This window comes from Alkalicoccus saliphilus (assembly GCF_003044065.1).
GTDB classification, from domain to species: Bacteria; Bacillota; Bacilli; order Bacillales; family Salisediminibacteriaceae; genus Alkalicoccus; species Alkalicoccus saliphilus.
Genome location: NZ_PZJJ01000029.1, coordinates 1 through 18,670 on the forward strand (window position 1 = coordinate 1; position 18,670 = coordinate 18,670).

Sequence of the window (18,670 nt, forward strand, 5' to 3'; positions counted from 1 at the left end):
CTTCTTCGACGGCTGTTTTCTATTCTTGAACGGAAAGTGGCTCCCACCTCCGCATTCGATGGCTCCCTTGTCCGCAAAGAGTGGCTCAAAACTCAGCACAAGTGGCTCTTTCCCTCCGCAATACTCAGCAGGAGGTAATCCTTCCGGATTCTCCTCTTACTTGTACAAAAAAGACCCGGGCACCCCGCCCGGGTCTTCCTCTGTCTTATCTAACTTCTACTTTTTTCTCACTATTTACCGGTTTTCTTCCAACAGAATAATACTCTACATTAGAAGTCGCAACAACGTCCCGGCTGTACGTATTCCGTCCGTCAAAAAGAAGCGGAGCCGCCATAAGGTTTTCGTACACACTCATGTCGAGATTCTTGAACTCATCCCAGTCGGTGACGAGGATGGCAGCGTCTGCTCCCTGAAGTGCTTCTTCCGCGCTTGGGACGTAGTCCACGCCTTCCGGCATAAAGTGCGGGGCATTTTCCATGGCGATCGGGTCGTAGCCTGTGACTTCTGCGCCGCTTAACAGCAGCTCGCGGCTGATATCGATCGCAGGGGACTCCCGCATGTCATCGGTGTTCGGCTTAAAGGCGAGACCGAGAAGGGCAATTTTCTTCCCCTTCAGGCTGCCGATGACTTCCTTCGCTTTATCGACCATGATCAGTTTCTGGCGCTTGTTGCCGTCGACAACGGCCTGTAGCAGGTCAAACTCATAGCCGACAGCGTCCGCAAGCTTCACGAGCGCGCTCGTGTCTTTCGGGAAGCAGGAGCCGCCGTAGCCGTGGCCCGGGCGGAGGAACTGGGCACCGATGCGTCCATCCATTCCCATCCCGGCTGCCACGTCCTCGACATTTGCTTCAAGCCGATCGCAGAGATTCGCGACTTCGTTAATAAAGCCGATCTTTGTTGCAAGAAAGGCGTTCGCTGCGTACTTAATCATTTCCGCACTGCGCACATCGGTGCGAAAGATCGGAAGACCGAACGGCTTGTTGACTTCCTCCAACAGATCCCCTGCGTGAACAGAGGAAGCGCCGATGACGATACGGTCCCCGTTAAACGCATCGTATACAGCTGACCCTTCCCGGAGAAATTCCGGATTGGACACCACATCGACCGAAACGTCTTCTGCGAGGTTTTCCTTCACGAGCTTTAACACGTAGTCGTTCGTACCGACAGGCACCGTGCTTTTCGTAACGACGGTAATATCCTGCTTCACGTTTTGGGCAATGTCTTTAGCGACAGCTTCAATAAAGCGGAGATCCGCCGTGCCGTCTTCTTTCTCCGGTGTCCCGACAGCAATATAGGCGATTTCTTTTCCTTGAAAGCCTTCTTCGTGCTTCGTTGTAAAATGGAGCCTTCCGGCCTCAATACTTCGTTTCATGATCTCATCAAGCCCCGGCTCGTAAATCGGGGATTCGCCCTGCTGCATGCGGGCGACTTTCTTTTCGTCAATATCAATACACGTTACGTTGTGGCCGATTTCGGAAAGCGCCACCCCTGTGACGAGTCCGACGTAACCGGTGCCTACAACGGCAATATTTTTTCCCATCGTTTCCTCCTATGCCTTATCACTCGACAAATGTTTTTCGGACAGCGACTGCAGGTACTCGAGCATGTCTTCTTTCAGATCGTCGCGGTCCAGCGCAAAGTCGACCGTTGCCTTAACAAAGCCGAGCTTATCGCCGACGTCATATCGTTTCCCCGTAAATTCATAGGCGAGCACCACCTGGCTTTTGTTCAGCTCCTTGATCGCATCCGTCAGCTGAATTTCGTTGCCGGCGCCAGGCTTCAGATTTTCAAGAATATCGAAAATTTCCGGACGGAGCACGTAGCGTCCCATAATCGCCTGATTGGACGGGGCGTCTTCTTTTTTCGGCTTTTCTACGAGATCATCCACGTGAATAACACCCGGTTCGATTTCGTTTGTCTTCGGAGAAACGATGCCGTATTTCGATACGTCTTCATCCGGTACGGACTGGACACCGACAACCGATGAATTGTAGCGTTCAAACACGTCAATCAGCTGCTTCAGACACGGGCTGCCGCCATTCGTCTGTACGATATCGTCGCCTAAGAGCACCGCAAACGGCTCGTCCCCGATAAAGTTTTTAGCAATACCAATCGCATGGCCGAGCCCTTTCGGCTCCTTTTGACGGATGTAGTGAATGTTCGCCATGTTGGATATTTCCTGAATTTCTTTTAACACCGCGTGTTTTTCCTTCTGGCGGAGCGTTTCCTCCAGTTCATACGACTTATCAAAGTGGTCTTCAATCGCCCGCTTGCCGCGGCCGCTGATGATGATAATGTCTTCTATACCTGAGGCAATGGCTTCTTCCACGATATACTGGATCGTCGGCTTATCAACAATAGGGAGCATTTCTTTCGGCTGGGCTTTCGTCGCCGGCAGGAAGCGCGTCCCGAGACCCGCTGCCGGAATGATGGCTTTTTTTACTCTCATCAGAATCTACCTCCTTTATTATTCTAAATAATATTAAGTAATTTCAGATACAACTAATCTTAACTTCCCATTTTTAGTCTTTTTTATTTCGTTTACATATTCTATATTTATTTTAATTTCTTCTCCTAACCATTTTCTAGCTTGTTTAATCAAAACTTCCTCTTCTTTAAATTCTTCGTATTCCTGCATTCTTACAACTTTTATTAATATTTCTTTGTTATTATTTTGGACTATCTGAGCTTCTTTAATATATGTGTTAGCCTTAAATATGTGACTTAATCTGCCTATTCTTCTTTCATTAGGTAAGATTACGTAATCATCTCTTCTTCCATCAATTTCCTCTACTATTCTACCTTTATTTTCACATTCACAAACATCTTCTGGATTGATAGTAACAACGTCATTAGTATCATACCTGAATAAAGGGAAAGCTTTATTTGCAAAATTCGTTCCTATTAGCTTATAAGTGTTACTATTATCGAGTGGCACAAATTCTGTATATGAAAAATCTTCATCTACATGTAATTTTCCTAAATGACATTCTGAAATATTTGCCACGCCTTCTGCTAATCCGTAATGCTGGTATACTTGAGCTCCAAAAGCTTTTTCTATTAATTCTTTTTGGAAATTTTGCAACCCTTCAGATCCTATTGTTATGAATTTTATTTTAGAAGTGACAGATAGATTCTGCTCAACTATATAGCCTGCTAATAAAGCTAAAGCCGATGGATATCCATGGAGCCAGCGAATTTCTTTTTTATTAATAACCTTCACATACTCCTCACACGTACTGCTTTTAATATGATAAGTACTAAACATGATTTGATTCCCCGGCTTGTTGAAACGCCAATAAGGTCCTTGGTGATTTCTAATTGGAACTATTATTTTCCCACCAAAATATCCACAAAGTTCATTGAATTTTATACCTAAAGATTGTCTGTACCTCCACCACACAGCCCATTGTTCATGTTCAAATTCTTTAGTTTGTTCAAATTTTAAACTGGCCCCTGTAGAGCCACTTGTTTGAATATCTATTAAATTTTGATCTTCTTCACTAATACTAATTTCATTTTTATTTTCTTTTACTTCTTCCTTCGTTAGTATAGGAAGCTTCTCAAGTTCTTGAATTATATTATCCGCCTCTATATTCACGTTATACTGTTTTATCTTTCTTGCCCAATAAGGAGAATTCATACTGTATTTAAGGTGGGCTCTTACTCTTTCTTTTTGAAAATCGTATATTTTATGGCTTGTTAAATCTCTATTCATCACTTCTTTAAACTTATCGCTAAAACCTGTATCATATCTTCTTTTCATTATTTTTTTTCCAGCATAAGAAACTAAATAATTTTGTAAGAATACAGGCAGTTTCTCATAGATTTTTTCTTTGTTAAGCTTCAACTTGTTTTTCACTCCATTTCTTTAGGAAGGTGTTTGAAATAACTTTTTATTATCTTCTATAGAAGCAGAGTTTGTTACAATACTTTTTCCATACTCTTTGGCTTTTGAAGCCATTCTTTGAAAATCGCCATTGTTCATAGTTAGAAATTTATTCAAGGCCTCTTTAAATTCTTCTTTATTCTTTAAAGGAATATCATAGCCCACTTCTTTTTCCGACAATTTTTTCCATGGAGTCTGATCACTTATGACTACTGGACATCCAGAAGAGAGAGCTTCAACTATAACGTGGCCGTAGTTTTCTCCATAAGTTGGAAATAAGAACATATGGTGCTCAGCCATCCTTCCAGGCACATCTTCATTTTCTATTGGGCCATGAAAAGATACCTTCACATTGGAAGGCAGTTGATTTATCATAGATAAACACTCTTCCCAGTAATTTTGATCACTGATCATTCCATAAATATTAAATTCAATGTTTCCTTTAACATCCTGTAAAAGCTTTAAAGCGTAAATCAAATTCTTTTTTTCTGTGATCCGCGAAACAAAGATAATTCTCAACTTATTTTCGACTTTTTTTGTGCTATTAATGTTTATATTGTTTTCCGATAATGGTTTAGGTAAGTTTAGCGCTGTTACTATTTTATTATTTTTGAAAATATTTTCGACATCTTTTTTTTCATATATTGTTGAAGCATGCCATACTACTTGCTTATGAAGTTTCAGACTCTTAAAAAATTGTATATATGTTTTTTTCTTCTTACTTTTTAATTTTAAAGCTCCTTCGGAGAATTCCCCTCTAGGAGCTACAATAACTTTCTTACTTTTTTTGACAAATATTTTTTCTGCCAATAAAGGATATAATGAGAATTTATACGAAAAAAAACTATTGAGATACAAGCAGTCGTAATTGGTACTTTTCAATATATTTAAGATACTTTTATAAGTTTGGTTTTGAGGACTGAGGTAATAGACTTGAGCTTTCCCTACCTTATTCCAATTATCACTCTGAATATTAGGATAAGGTTCTGAATCCTGAGTATCTCGATCTCTAGTAATAATTTTAAACTCAAAATCCTCACTCAAGTGTTCCACCAGGTTACTTATTGAACGTATAGGCCCTCCTGCTTTGTAGCCTGGTAAATAATAATCAGTAAAAATTAATATTGTTCTTTTTTCCAATGTGTCACCTGCTTACTTTATAATTATTTTTTGTTCTTATTTGATCTATCTAAAGATATTTGAAAGAAAACAAAAGAAAAAATTAACAAAACAGATAAAAAAGTAATGGCCTGAACTATTCTAAGATTACTTAATTCGAAATTTATAATAATATGTCCATACAAAAATATCGAAAAGAAGCTGTAGTTAGAATTTTTCATATACGTGTACGTTATTTTATAGAAAAATCCTAATAAATACATGCCTATAAAAAGGCCAGGAATCCAAAAATTCATATACATAGCTCCAAATGTTTCGGGAGGCCACGATGAAGGAAATAATTCATTGTAGGGCATAGGAGGAGAAACTTCTCTCCCTTCTGCAAGAGTTCTTAAATATACCCCGTCATCAATTGGTGGCTTTCCTTCGTAAAAGTTACTCGGAATAGGAGCTACTAATAAATCTAAATAACTTTTTCCTAACCAAATATCATTCACAGAAAATTCATTTGTTACTAATAAGTAATGCCGGACGTAGCTTACTCCATTTAAAGAATTTGAAGCGTTATCGATAGAGTCTCCTATTAATGCTTCAGGGGAGTTCGCGTAATGTTCGATTCCACCTTCATCTCTTAAAAGAGGAACAGAAAGAGCATATAGGAATACAAAAAATAGAATTAACCAAGCTTTTTTAGGTATATTTTTAAAGTGGTAATAACTATAATGAGCTACTATAAAAACAAAAAACAATAAAAACACTGCGTCTTTTCTTGCTCCACTGGTAGTTTCGATGAGCATCACAAGAATTACAAAAAAGGCAATTATTATATTCTTACTTGGAGGGCTATGCACTTTTTTAGAATACACTAGTAAAACTACTGCGAAAGTTAGAAGCTGTACAAAGACACTTATATAACCTACGCCTGATAGTATACTTGATCTTTGTTCTAGATTATTTAATAAATGAAGAAATCCTCCACTTGTCTGAATCATATATACAAAGGCAATAAATCCAATCAAAAAAGAAATAAAAAATGCTGTTCTGTAAGTTTTTTTTGAAATAGTAGTATTAAACTTAGGTAGTTTCAAAGAAACTGTGTTAGCAAATCTTGAGGAAATGCCCAAAACAATAAATAAATAAGCAATGCTTTGCAGGAGGACATATATAGCTACAGAAATTTCTAAATCATTTATACGACTCAATACTAGATTACCTAAAATATCTGAATCATAACTCAGTATAAATAAATATGGAATAATAGTAACTACATGCATAAAACCGTTTATCATTATTGGACCGAATAAATCTCCTCCATTTATTCGCCAAATCACCATAGGTACCATAAATACAGTTAATAATATTATAGATAAAAAGAATACGACCATATTAAACCTCATTTATTAAAAATATCTTATTTTTGTATAACTAATGATGATCGAGAGACTTTATTATAGTTGCTGGGTTTCCTCCCATTATAGTTCTAGGGGGGGTTTTTTTAGAAAGTATAGCCCCTGCTCCTATAATAGATCCTCTACCTATTAAATCAACATGGGGTAAAATTATACTACGAGTCCCTATCCAAACATTAGGTTCTATAATTAATTTTACCGCTTTAGGGGTAGCTTTTGGTGCGTAACCATGGCTATGTGTATAAATTATTGAACCTTCAGAAACTAATACATTATCCTCGATTATTAAATTACCTGAGTGATCTAATATAACATCTTTATTAATTTGTACGTTATTTCCCATAATCAATTTACCGTCTTTTAATTCACTCGTTATAGCACAACCTTTAACCACCATACAATCATTACCAATTTTAATCAATTTAGGTTTTTCTAGTAGAGCCCCAAACTGAATTATCGATCCTTTACCTATTTCAGCTCCCGCCCTTTTGAGCAAAAATGTATAAAAAGAATTTAATACATTATTCCCTCCTCTTTTTAACAGTCTAAAAGTTCCCATTATTGCTCCGCTTCTATTGTATAATTTAACCAATTTACTCAATGTTTCCTCACCTTCTCATTTAGTTACTTTTTTCTTTTATCAATTTAATTACGTAATATAAGCTAATTATGAATCTAGCTGAAAAGCCTGCTATTAAAGAATAACCTGCTCCTACAAGTTCTAATTCCGGAATTAAAATCCATGAAGTTACTAATGTTGTACAGGCACTCAAAAGTAATATTGGGACTTGTAATTTAAATTTCCTTGAAGCTAAAATGGCTGTGTTAAGGAAACCAACCATGTACCATATCACTCCCCCACCTACCACAATAATTAATATGTTATGGTATTCACCGAAATCCTCAGTATATATAAATTTCAATAGCGTATCTCCGAAAAATACACTTACTAAAATAGCAAATGCTCCTATTAATGCACCTATAAAATTAAGTTTGAATAAAAGAGTTTTAAAATTATTTATTTTACCAAGATGATAATATTTAGCTAACCTTGGTATTGCTGCATGACACAAAGCTCCGATCACAGTGTGTCCTGCCACAATTATATAAGCAATAGCTGCAAAGTATCCTAATGAAGCTTCACCTAAGTAAAAAGAAATTAAATATCTCGGAATATTTGTGTTAAATGAATCCAATGCTCCTGCTATTCCTAAAGGTAATGCTATTATTATGATACTTTTAAATATTCTTAGGTTTATATAAGGCTTTATTATTTTCTTATAGTTGTCATGGTTAATTAAGCTCTTAGTGAGCCTAATATCTACTACCCACAAAGTAAGTATCCAACTTAAGGAAAACGCAAGCGTAGCATATACAATGCTATTAGTCGTAAACAAAATTATTCCTAGTATAATTGCTGAAAAAATTCCTCGCACTATTTTTGATACAGCTACATACTTCATAATTTCATTCTTTTGAAAATTCCCGTAATATACTTCGCTAATGAGCTCTGAACTCTTAGCTATGCCTATAAATAATACTAGCCAAAGCATCTCTATATTAAAATCGCCAAAAATTAATATGATTAATACAATACTTGTAGTGAAGAGCAGAGTGATCAAACGAAATCCAATATATTCATTTAATTCAAACTCTCCTACCCTATCGGTAGCTTGTATAGATCTTAAGTTCATTTGAAAAAATAAATATACAGGAGCAGTTATTGCTAAAGCGAGTGTATATTGGCCCACCATTTCCACATTACCTAGTCTAGCAATTAACGAAATAACGGCCCATTGGGTAAATGCATAAACAAGGTTTCCAAAAAGGGTCCAAGAAAAATTTATTTTTAATGAGGGAAGGATTTGCCTTTTACTATTGTTATCTACTTTCATAATTAACTCCTTAAAAGTCTGGACCTATTCTTATTAAATTTCTGGAAATTTTAATTATGTGGTCTTCTTTTCAAGCATTTAAAAGAAGGCCCACTCTATTTTTTCAAGATTACAACCCTTTTTCACTTAGATTATGATAGGAATCTTCGACTAATCCTCTATACAAACAGTACTAATTGTTTAGGTCTATTTTAACAGCCATATACTTAATTTTAGTGGTCTGCTTGCTATTTATTAATTTAATTATATGCTCACCTATTATGATTATTTTCCTTTTAAAGCATATGCAATATCTACAGAAATTTTAGAAATCTCAAATATTTCTTCAAGAGGGATTGGAGCCGTTTCTTGATTATTTACAGAATTGATAAAAGCTTCTACTTCTGCTTTGTGTCCTTTGTCCTGACTAGTTAATTTCATCTTTTTGAAGTTTTTCCATCCATATCCTTCAAGAGATTTGAAATTATTTAATGCTAGTACTTTTCCTCCACAGAATACTTCCAACCTTTCCTTAGGGTAGGATTTACTTCCGTTCGCAAAATAATGTATAGTACCATGTGACCCATCGGCAAAAGACAAAGTGATAGAGACTTTATCTTCTGTTATTTGAACATTTGCATTTTCACCAAGTTTTGTAGCTTGAAAACCAGTAATCTCGCTACCAGTTAAATATCTAAGCAGATCAATAAAGTGGCAGGCTTCCCCTATAATTCTTCCGCCGCCTACTAAAGGATCTTGAATCCAATGATCGTGAGGTACCTCTCCAGCATTTACAGTCATAATGAAAGTTTTTGGTTCTACTTCATTTCTTAAAAGTTCTTTTATCTTTTGAGTGTGTGGAGCGAAGCGGCGATTAAAACCTACCATTAGAAGTTGGTTTTCTCTTAATTTAGTTTTGCTTATCGTTTCCAGATCTTCATAAGTAAGGCCCAAGGGCTTTTCTACAAACACATGTTTCCCTGCTTCAATTGCTGCCTGAGTTAACTTAGCGTGGGTGTTGTGTTGGGTGGTAATAAATATTGTATTGATATCTTCATCATTTATTATTACTTGAGCTTCCGTAGTGGTATTTTCAAAGTTATATTTCTTACCTACATGTACCCCATTTACTCCACCGCTACTTGCAATAGTTTTCAAGGTTGTATTAGTATTTTTAACGATTGGCAGTAAAACTTGATTAGTGAAATTACCCGCTCCAATAAAACCAACTACTGCCTTCTTTGTGTTCATTGAACCTGCTTTATACTGAGGATTTATTTTGATGGTGTGTTGATCTTCATTTTTAGTGTCAATATTATATTGAGGATATTGCAATACAATTCCCATTGCCTTTTTACTCTCTCCTAATAACTCATAGGCCTCGATAGCTTCTTTTATAGGAAAACGATGAGTAATTAACGCAGATATATCCAGCTTACCATTAGAGATCAAATTTAAAATAGCCTCAAAATTTCTCTGTTCTGTCCACCTTACGAAGCCTAAAGGATAATCCTGACCTTTTTCTTCGTAGTTACTGTCATATCTTCCGGGCCCATAAGAACAAGAGACTTGAAATGATAATTCTTTTTCATAAAAGTCATTTCTGGACAGCTCAAGCCCCACTACTCCGATTAATACTATTCTTCCACGTTTACGACACATTTGTGCTGCTTGGTGAACAGGCTCATTACTAGAGGTAGAAGCAGTTATTAACACACCATCTACTCCATCGCCAGTCGAAAATTTATTTGCTAGAGCTAATGGATCCTCTCCTGAAGCAAGATCTACAGTTTCAGCCCCGAACTTCTTAGCCAGCTCTAATCTATCCTGATCAAAATCTGTAGCTAGGACTTCACAACCTTGAGCTTTTAAAATTTGTACAGTAAGCAACCCAATTAACCCGAGCCCCATAACTACAAATTTTTCCCCTAAAGTAGGCTGAATTAATCTAACGCCTTGAAGACCAATAGCCCCTATCACTGTAAAAGCGGCAGCATCATAACTAACACTATCCGGTATCTTAGCACATAAATTTTTAGGAACATTTACTACTTCTGCGTGAGAACCATTTGATATAACTCGGTCTCCAACTTTGTAACCCTGGACTCCCTCTCCTACTTCCAGAACTACCCCTGCATTACTATACCCTAGAGTTAAAGGCTGATCTAGTTTAGTTTTAACTGCGTTCATCGTAGGAATAATTCCATCTGTTTTAACTTTATTAACTACTTCTCGCACTTTATCAGGCTGTTGCCGCGCTTTGTTAATATAGTTAGCTTTACCAAACTCTACCAGCATTCTCTCTGTACCTGCTGAAAGAATGCTGGCTTGAGTTTTTATTAGTAAATGACCTGCTTTAACTTTTGGTGTAGGTATCTCGGTTAATTCTGTTTCCCCTGATTTTAAATTTTGTAAAATTTGTTTCATTAGATGTTAACCAGTTCATTGAACTAGTTAAATTCCCCTCCTTTATAAATTCTTAATGTATTTTTTAAAATAAAGGCTCTTATGCAAAAGCAATATAAACAAGAAATATCTGGTGAAAAACTGAATTTGACTAGTAACCCTTAGTTATTTAAAATTGTTTCGTTAACTTTTAAGTTAGGAAATAAATGCGACTCGAAAGCTAAATGGGTAAGTTGAAATTGTAGTTCAAATCATTTTGAAGTACAATTCTTTTTTTTGAAAAATTTTTCACTTATAATTTATATGTCTCGCCTAAACTACATGTGTTTTTCGTATCTAATACAAGTTTGTTTTTAATAAGATTCAAATTGTTCTTAATATGGTCGTGCCCTACCATCACCACCACTATTTCAATTTCATTAATAAAGTCTTCAAAATTCATGAATTGGTGATCGACCATCCTGGTTTTCACATGTGGATCAAATACTTTCACCCCAAAAGCTAAATGTTCATCCATTCTTTCTAACAATTGCAGTGTAGGGCTTTCCCGTGTGTCATCTACATTTTCTTTATAAGCCAGTCCGTATAATCCTACTTTGGAAATATCTTTAATATCATGTTCTCTCATGATATCCCTGATCCTTCCCAGTACGTGTCTTGGCATGGAATCATTAATCTTTCGTGCGGTTAAGATCAGGTTCGTCAAATCAGGATAATCTCCAACCAAGAACCATGGATCCACTGATATACAATGACCTCCGACACCTGGTCCAGGCTGCAGGATATTAACACGTGGATGTTTATTGGCAATTCTGGTTATTTCATAAACATCCATGTTGTCTGTTCGGCATATTTTAGCGAGTTCATTTGCAAAAGCAATATTTACATCTCGAAACGTATTTTCAATGACTTTTGACATTTCCGCCGACCTGATGTCTGTTAATACAATTTCTGATTTACAAAAACCGGCATATAGTTCACTTACTTTTTCACTTATCTTACGGTCATCTGCCCCTATTGTTCTTGAATTGTTCTCAAGTTCGTATATCATATTTCCTGGAGTAATTCTTTCGGGAGCGTGAACTAAATGAACATCCGTCCCAATTACAAAGCCTCTGTTCTCAATTTCCGGTCGAATGTATTTATCTATAGAACCCGGAGAAATGGTAGATTCGATAATGATTGTGGTCCCCTTTTCACATACATCAAGAACGTTATTCACCGCTGCTATCACATATTTTGGATCCAATTTCTTTGTGGCATTAGTAAAAGGGGTCGGAACCGCGAGAATATACATATCAGTTTTCTGATAATCAGTTGTGAATTTTATTTTATTAGAGAGAGCTTCTTGAAAAAGCTCTTCCAACCCTTCTTCTTCAAAAGTAAGGTTACCATCTGCCAAGGAGTCTACTAATTCACTGTTCGTATCTGTTCCTACTACTTCCATTCCGCTTTTTGCAAGCATTAAAGCTGTAGGTAAACCAATGTATCCGAGTCCAATTATATTAATCATAGCAACAACTTCCTCCGTTAATTATTAATTTCCTGCTTGATTCCTTCTTCGAAGCTGAGCGGATGATAATTTAGATCCTGTTTAGCTTCTTCGTGTGAAAAATCTTTATTTTCATTCAATCTTAATACCTGCTCCGCCTTTAATTTAGGGTTCTTTGATACCTTTTCATAAGCTGTGAGCAGACGATAACTTAATTTCATCGGTATATGTATTGTCACCACTTTCTTCCCTAAAGCTTCGGCAGTCACGTCAATGACTTCATTAAAAGTAATGGCCTCCGCACCTGAAACGTTATAAGATTTATTCACACTAACCGGCCGCTCGTAGGCTTTTACGATAGCAAACGCCAAGTCTTCGACCTGAACCGGCTGCTGTAAATAAGTGCCGTCCCCTAAAACTGGAATAACCCTTAGCTTCTTTATATACTTCACTAACCGCCACATATTACGATCTTTAGGTGTCCCATAAATCATGGTAGGCCTGATAATTGTATAATCTAACTTACTTTCTTTAATCAGTTTCTCTGCTTCCAGCCTTATGCCTTTACTATCCGGGTTTAATTTTGTGAAGATGCCTGTCGTACTCACGAAGATAGCTCTTTTTACGTTCATTTCTTCTGCAGCTTTTACAATGTTAGGTGCATGGCCGAAGCCGAGAGAAGCTATGTTAATCAATGCTTCCTTCCCTTCCAATGCCCCGCAGATAGATCGATAATCATCTAGTTCCCCATAAGTATACTCTACGTTTAATTCTTTAATTAATGTAAGATCACTTGTTTTTCTAACAAAGCACGTCACATCATAGTTATTTTTAAGAAGTTCTTTTAAGACAAACTCTCCTAAAAAACCCGTAGCTCCTGTTAATAGAATCATTTTTTTCTCCTTTGGGCTTCTTTTAACAATTCGAGATATTTCTCAGCCAGTTTTTTTCTTGAATAATGACGCTCTACAAATTCAGGACCATTTTTCTTAAGTATAGCGTTCAACTCACTATCATTTTTTATTGTTAAAATAGCTTCCTGGATTTCTTCTGCATTGTCCGGTTCTGCAATTAAGGCTGCCTTTGATTTTTTTAATATATCTGCAGCTTCTCCTTCAACGCTCGCTACGATCGGGGTCCCACAGGCCATAATCTCGAACATTTTTGAAGGAATAAACGCTTTAAATAATTCTATATTTTTTAAAGGGATTAAGCAGACATTGGATAGATTATAGAAATCAGCCATATGTTCTTTTGGCTGGGAAGGGAGGAAGGTGACGTTGGATAAATTTTCTTTTTCAACAGTCTCCATTAATTCTTCCTTTTCTGCCCCTTCGCCTACGAATAAGAACTGGATGTCTTCCTCTTTTTTCAGAGCCTTAGCTGTCTTCAGAATCGTACCTAAATTTTGTGATATTCCATGAGCACCTGCATAAGTGACCACGAATTTATCTTTTAACTCGCTGTGGTCATCTAGGCTGATACGAGCAGGGCGAGGATAAAACATTTCCTGATTTACCCCATTCGTAATAACGTGTACTTTTTTCTCGTTGATTCCACGTTGAACGACGTTCTTTTTAAAAGCTTGAGTGACCATGATTAATGCATCACTTTTCTTATAAAAATAAAGCTCCATCTTTTCCAGAATATTTGTAATAAATCCTTCCTTCATCACTCCCAGTTCAATCATTGCAGCCGGCCAGAGATCTCTAATTTCTAATACAAATGGTGCTTTTTTTCTCAAGCTGTACCAGTAGCCTGAAATAATAGAAAAAAAGGTCGGTGAACTAGTGACAATAACGTCCGGATCCTTTATTTTTTTCATGGAAATTACTACGGAGGATATCATGAAGGAAATATGGCCTAAAGTTTTTTTGATAAACCCTGTATTAGGTGTAGCGTACACATAATTTCTATGTACGTGAATTCCGTCCATCATTTCATGCTGATACTTTTGCCCTCTATATTCTTCCGGGATAATCCCCGTAGGGTGATTAGGAAAACAGGTCACTACATGTACTTCATTTCCCATATTCACCCAGTACCTGGCCATCTCGTATATTCTTGCCGAAGGAGCCCCTACTTCCGGGGGAAAGTAATGACATACAATGACTATCTTCATAATAGTTTTTCCAACTCCTCTAACCGAATACTTCTGCTCATCTCTTGATTCGTAATTAGTATGTTTCCATCGGATAATTTTAAATCGGTGGCTGTTTTATTTAAGTTAATTAAGTAACCAAAAAAATTATTTTGTTTAGATTTTGTTAAAACAAGATGATCATTTTCTTCTTTAAAATTGAATTGCTCTGAATACCATCCCTGTTTTTTCTCTATTCTTTCTGTTCCGAAAGCCTGTAAACTTGCTTTTTTATTCTTTGTACTAATGTCGACTCCACTTGTATAAATATCCAATTCGGTTTCCGGTTTAAAATGAATATAACTCTCACTTTCTGCTTCCGCTTTTGTGAAATCTAATACAATTATGAGGTCTCCACTTATATTCCCTATAAATCTTTTATGCTTTTCTCCCAGATAATTAAGGTATTCACCGGCAAAAAATGAAATATCGTTGTGTAGAAACTGCTTTCTTTTCAATCCATGGATTCTTTTTGCTACTCTAAAACTTCCCCACGCTTGAGACTGTTCATGGGAATTTATCATAACGGTGTTATGAGTAGAGGTGCTTCTGAAATAATCTCTCCATGGTCCGTTTTCATATTTGTAAGTTCCAGAATTCACAATAAATGGGCTGCCGTTCCAGGAGAGCTCATAGCTTAGAGCATCACATTGACCATGAGCAGGGAGATAACTTGGACAGATCTCGCCATTGTCGAATATTACCTTTTTATTTTGATCTTCGAAAATATAGAATCCACTTTTCCCAAAAATATATTTTTGATTTGGCTTTATCCCGAAATGCAACTCACAGGTATTAAGTAAACATTCCTGATCCTTACTTATCCCTTTTGCACTATCATTAAAAGCAGGAGTTTTGCCAAAATTGTTTTCAAAACTATACAGAGTGTCAGCCATACTTTGAATATAATTGGTTAGTTTTTTATAGGTGTCGCTGTCTTTGAGCCAGTAAGTGATTTTAATTAAATCCTCAAGAATAATTTTATGATACATAGGACTCAACTCAAAGTGCATTCCATCTTCCAGAACCTGCTCTTTTAATTGGACTAGAAGTTCTTTTTCAAATTTTTCTTGTACATCATTTTCTTGAAAATAGATACTCCCTAAAATAATTGCTTTTATATTTTCGAAGTAATGATTTCCTAATACATCTTTCTCTAAATTTTGAAGGAGAAATCTGTATTGGACATATGCTGATTCATTTAATAAACTTTCAAATGCTGAATCCCTTTCCAGCTCGTCATTAAACACTTCTGAAGTAACTAACCAATTTGTCAGTCTTAAAGAAATTGTATAGGGGTGCCAGCCATCTCCATATGCAAAATGATTATTTTCTATCCAGTTTGTGATCATTTCTTTGTATTTATCATAATAGTCGTTATCGCTGCTTTTCTCGTATTCAAAAGCCAGTTTGTATAAATATTCGAAGTAGTGCAGGTTATACCTCCATAGCTGTTGAATTTCTGGATCGTACCAAGCCGTTGATAGATCGACTTTCTTATTTATGTTTATAAAATTAAATTCATTGTTAAATATGTCTTTTTCGTCAAACCTTTTTAAATAAGCAGGATCATAATCCATGGAGTGAATTAAATATTCATTTTTTCTTTTTACATTAAGACTGCGAGGTGCTTGTATCTTTAATATATTTTTCTTATATAGCTCTCTCTTAACCCTATTGTTTATCCTGTAATAAATCTGAGATGGTTTTAAATATTTGATTGTGTTTACATACAGTTTTATGTTTTCGTTCATAGTCGGCACCTCTGTTTGTATAAAAAGCTTTAATAACTGTTCCTGCTTGCAAATAACTTACTTTTCTTTTCACGCATCTTATTTACCTTTTTGATCGTTTAACGGATCATTTGATGCAGCCGCTTCTTCCCTCGCTCCCTCAACCACACCATCGCTTTTCGCTACACTGACAAACGTCCCAACGAAACACTTAACGTCCATGAGCACTCCCCTGCGTTTTACGTATTCTCCGTCCAGTTGTGCCTTAATTTCGATAGGCAGTTCATCTCTTCCATTAATCTGCGCCCAGCCGGTAAGGCCCGGCGGCACATCATTCGCTTCATATTCATCCCGTTCGTTAATTAAGTCGTACTGATTCCAGAGAGCAGGTCGGGGACCGATAATACTCATATCTCCTGTGAAGATGTTCCAAATCTGCGGCAGCTCATCTAATGAGGTTTTACGGAGAAACTTGCCTACCCGTGTAATATACTGGTCCGGATCGTTTAATAAATGGGTAGGCATATCTTTCGGTGTATCAATTTTCATCGTGCGGAATTTTAAAATATTAAAATGCTCTTTATGAAGTCCTACTCTTTTCTGTTTAAACAATACAGGCCCTTTGGAATCCAGTTTGATCGCAATGATTAAAGCAATAAATACCGGGGCGAGAATGATCATTCCTGTTAAGGATAAAAATACATCTACGAACCGCTTCATACGTAAAAACATAAGACTCCTCCTCCTTCGGAAGTTATTTCACTGCCTGTAAATCCAGCAGTTTCTTTTCTCTAAAATGGGCAATATCCATCACTTTTTCCTGAAGACATTTGTTCGACATAGCTTCAAATTCGCGGATCAGCTGGTGAACTACTTCAATGCGGACCGGCGGCGTTTTGCCCCGATAAATCATAGGATAAATCTGCTGCTTATGCACTTCGTTTTCTCCTAGCAGCTCTTCAAACAGCTTTTCACCGGGACGCATGCCGGTATACTCAATCGGAATGTCTGTTTCACTGTAGCCGGACAGACGGATCAAATTTTTAGCAAGATCCACTATTTTTACCGGCTCTCCCATATCCAGTACAAACGTTTCCCCGCCCTGGGCAATCGCTCCTGCCTGAAGGACAAGCCGGGAGGCTTCCGGAATCGTCATAAAGTAGCGCGTCATGTCCGGGTGCGTCACTGTCACTGGCCCTCCGGCGGCAATCTGCTGCTTAAAGAGAGGAATCACACTTCCACGGCTCCCGAGGACGTTACCAAATCGGACAGCGACAAACTTCGTTTCACTTACCCGGTTCATATGCTGCACGACCATTTCCGCAATCCGCTTGGAGGCCCCCATCACACTCGTCGGGTTTACCGCTTTATCGGTGGAAATCATCACAAAACTTGCGACCCCTGCTTCATCCGCTGCTTCTGCTGTGTTTTTCGTCCCAATCACGTTGTTCTTAATCGCTTCGTGCGGGTTTCGTTCCATTAACGGTACGTGTTTATGGGCCGCTGCGTGATAAATCACATCCGGCACATACATTTTCATTGCCTCAAGCATTCTTTCTTTATCCTGGACGTCCGCAATTTCTGCTTCAATCTGTACATGCGGATACTTTACTTTCATTTCCATTTCGATCGAGTAAATGCTGTTTTCCCCGTGACCGAGAAGGATGAGCTTATCCGGGGAAAAGCGGGCGATCTGCCGGCATACTTCGGAGCCGATGGACCCCCCCCGCTCCTGTCACCATAACGGTTTTACGGGTGAGCTTTTTTTCGATTTTCTGCGTTTCCAGCTCGACCGGGTCCCGTCCGAGAAGATCTTCCACCTGTACGTCGCGCATTTCCGTTACGTTCACGCGCCCGGACATAATATCTTCAATGGACGGCATAATCTGTGTCCGCACTTTTGTCTCCGCGCATTTTTCAAAAATATCATTTAACTCTTTTTTCGAAAGTGAAGGAATTGCGATAATAATATGCTCTACTTCCTTCGCTTTGACGACTTCCTGAATTTCTTCACTGCAGCCGATCACGGGGACACCCATAATTTCCAGTTGCTGCTTGTTGGTGTCGTCATCGATAAACGCCACCGGACGAAGTTCGGACATTTCGCTGCTGATCAGCTGTCTTGCGACTATCATGCCGCCGTTTCCGGCACCGATAATGAGCGTCCGTTTTTTCGAGCGGTCCGTTTTAAATTTCGCGTCCCGGAACACACGCCAAGAAAAGCGGGAAGCCCCGATGAATAGAATATGCAGCATCCACGTCACGAGAAGCGTACGGGAATAAACGGCCTGAAAAGCAGCCAGTTGAAAAACAGCGACAGTGGCAATGGAAAGCGTGACGCTCGCGAAAATCGACGACAGCTCCCGGATGCTTGCGTACTGCCAGACGCGTTTGTACAGTTTGAAAAAGTGGCCAAAGACATGGTGGCTGACGAGCAGTGCAATCGACGTCGCGATAATTCCTCCTGTTGTAATAGCCGCTACCGGAGCGAGCAGCCAGTTCCCGATCACAATCGAAAACATGACGATCATGGAATCAATCAGGATCAAAAGCCCCAGCCTCATTTTGTAGTTCAATGTCTTTTCCTCCTTCGATATGTTTAAAAGCA

Annotated in this window: 13 protein-coding genes and 1 pseudogene; all 14 read right to left on the reverse strand. The window is 37.9% G+C overall.

Annotation, left to right across the window (positions count from 1 at the left end; genetic code table 11):
- Positions 1-205 precede the first annotated feature (205 nt).
- The 14 genes and pseudogenes from C6Y45_RS13945 to C6Y45_RS14010 all read right to left on the reverse strand — a co-directional run bounded on the left by C6Y45_RS13945 (position 206) and on the right by C6Y45_RS14010 (position 18,638).
- The gene (locus C6Y45_RS13945) at positions 206-1,540 is read right to left on the reverse strand and encodes a UDP-glucose dehydrogenase family protein (protein ID WP_107585846.1); all 1,335 of its coding nucleotides are present in this window, start codon (positions 1,538-1,540) and stop codon (positions 206-208) included.
- Between the two features lie 9 nt (positions 1,541-1,549).
- Positions 1,550-2,449 (reverse strand): UTP--glucose-1-phosphate uridylyltransferase GalU, encoded by a 900-nt coding sequence (galU, locus tag C6Y45_RS13950; RefSeq protein ID WP_107585847.1) that lies wholly within the window; start codon positions 2,447-2,449, stop codon positions 1,550-1,552.
- Between the two features lie 33 nt (positions 2,450-2,482).
- Positions 2,483-3,850, reverse strand: a complete 1,368-nt coding sequence (locus C6Y45_RS13955; protein ID WP_107585848.1) for a phenylacetate--CoA ligase family protein — start codon at positions 3,848-3,850, stop codon at positions 2,483-2,485.
- Positions 3,851-3,871: 21 nt separating this feature from the next.
- Positions 3,872-5,029, reverse strand: a complete 1,158-nt coding sequence (locus C6Y45_RS13960; RefSeq protein ID WP_107585849.1) for a glycosyltransferase family 4 protein — start codon at positions 5,027-5,029, stop codon at positions 3,872-3,874.
- 23 nt (positions 5,030-5,052) lie between these two features.
- Positions 5,053-6,393 (reverse strand): O-antigen polymerase, encoded by a 1,341-nt coding sequence (locus tag C6Y45_RS13965; protein ID WP_107585850.1) that lies wholly within the window; start codon positions 6,391-6,393, stop codon positions 5,053-5,055.
- A 40-nt stretch (positions 6,394-6,433) separates the two neighbouring features.
- The gene (locus C6Y45_RS13970) at positions 6,434-7,018 is read right to left on the reverse strand and encodes an acyltransferase (protein ID WP_107585851.1); all 585 of its coding nucleotides are present in this window, start codon (positions 7,016-7,018) and stop codon (positions 6,434-6,436) included.
- A 19-nt stretch (positions 7,019-7,037) separates the two neighbouring features.
- Positions 7,038-8,312 (reverse strand): oligosaccharide flippase family protein, encoded by a 1,275-nt coding sequence (locus C6Y45_RS13975; RefSeq protein WP_107585852.1) that lies wholly within the window; start codon positions 8,310-8,312, stop codon positions 7,038-7,040.
- 264 nt (positions 8,313-8,576) lie between these two features.
- Positions 8,577-10,718, reverse strand: a complete 2,142-nt coding sequence (locus C6Y45_RS13980) for a bi-domain-containing oxidoreductase (protein WP_107585853.1) — start codon at positions 10,716-10,718, stop codon at positions 8,577-8,579.
- Positions 10,719-10,989: 271 nt separating this feature from the next.
- The gene (locus C6Y45_RS13985) at positions 10,990-12,210 is read right to left on the reverse strand and encodes a nucleotide sugar dehydrogenase (RefSeq protein ID WP_107585854.1); all 1,221 of its coding nucleotides are present in this window, start codon (positions 12,208-12,210) and stop codon (positions 10,990-10,992) included.
- Positions 12,211-12,227: 17 nt separating this feature from the next.
- Positions 12,228-13,082 carry an NAD-dependent epimerase/dehydratase family protein gene (locus C6Y45_RS13990; protein WP_107585855.1) on the reverse strand — a complete coding sequence of 285 codons (855 nt, stop codon included), beginning with the start codon at positions 13,080-13,082 and terminating at the stop codon, positions 12,228-12,230.
- Positions 13,079-14,311 (reverse strand): glycosyltransferase family 4 protein, encoded by a 1,233-nt coding sequence (locus C6Y45_RS13995; RefSeq protein ID WP_107585856.1) that lies wholly within the window; start codon positions 14,309-14,311, stop codon positions 13,079-13,081. Before C6Y45_RS13995 ends, C6Y45_RS13990 begins: the two co-directional genes overlap by 4 nt.
- Positions 14,308-16,083 (reverse strand): heparinase II/III family protein, encoded by a 1,776-nt coding sequence (locus tag C6Y45_RS14000; protein ID WP_107585857.1) that lies wholly within the window; start codon positions 16,081-16,083, stop codon positions 14,308-14,310. The genes C6Y45_RS13995 and C6Y45_RS14000 overlap by 4 nt, the downstream gene beginning before the upstream one ends.
- 78 nt (positions 16,084-16,161) lie before the next feature.
- The gene (locus C6Y45_RS14005; RefSeq protein ID WP_107585858.1) at positions 16,162-16,794 is read right to left on the reverse strand and encodes a sugar transferase; all 633 of its coding nucleotides are present in this window, start codon (positions 16,792-16,794) and stop codon (positions 16,162-16,164) included.
- Between the two features lie 22 nt (positions 16,795-16,816).
- Positions 16,817-18,638, reverse strand: a pseudogene (locus tag C6Y45_RS14010) (polysaccharide biosynthesis protein).
- Between the last annotated feature and the right edge of the window lie 32 nt (positions 18,639-18,670).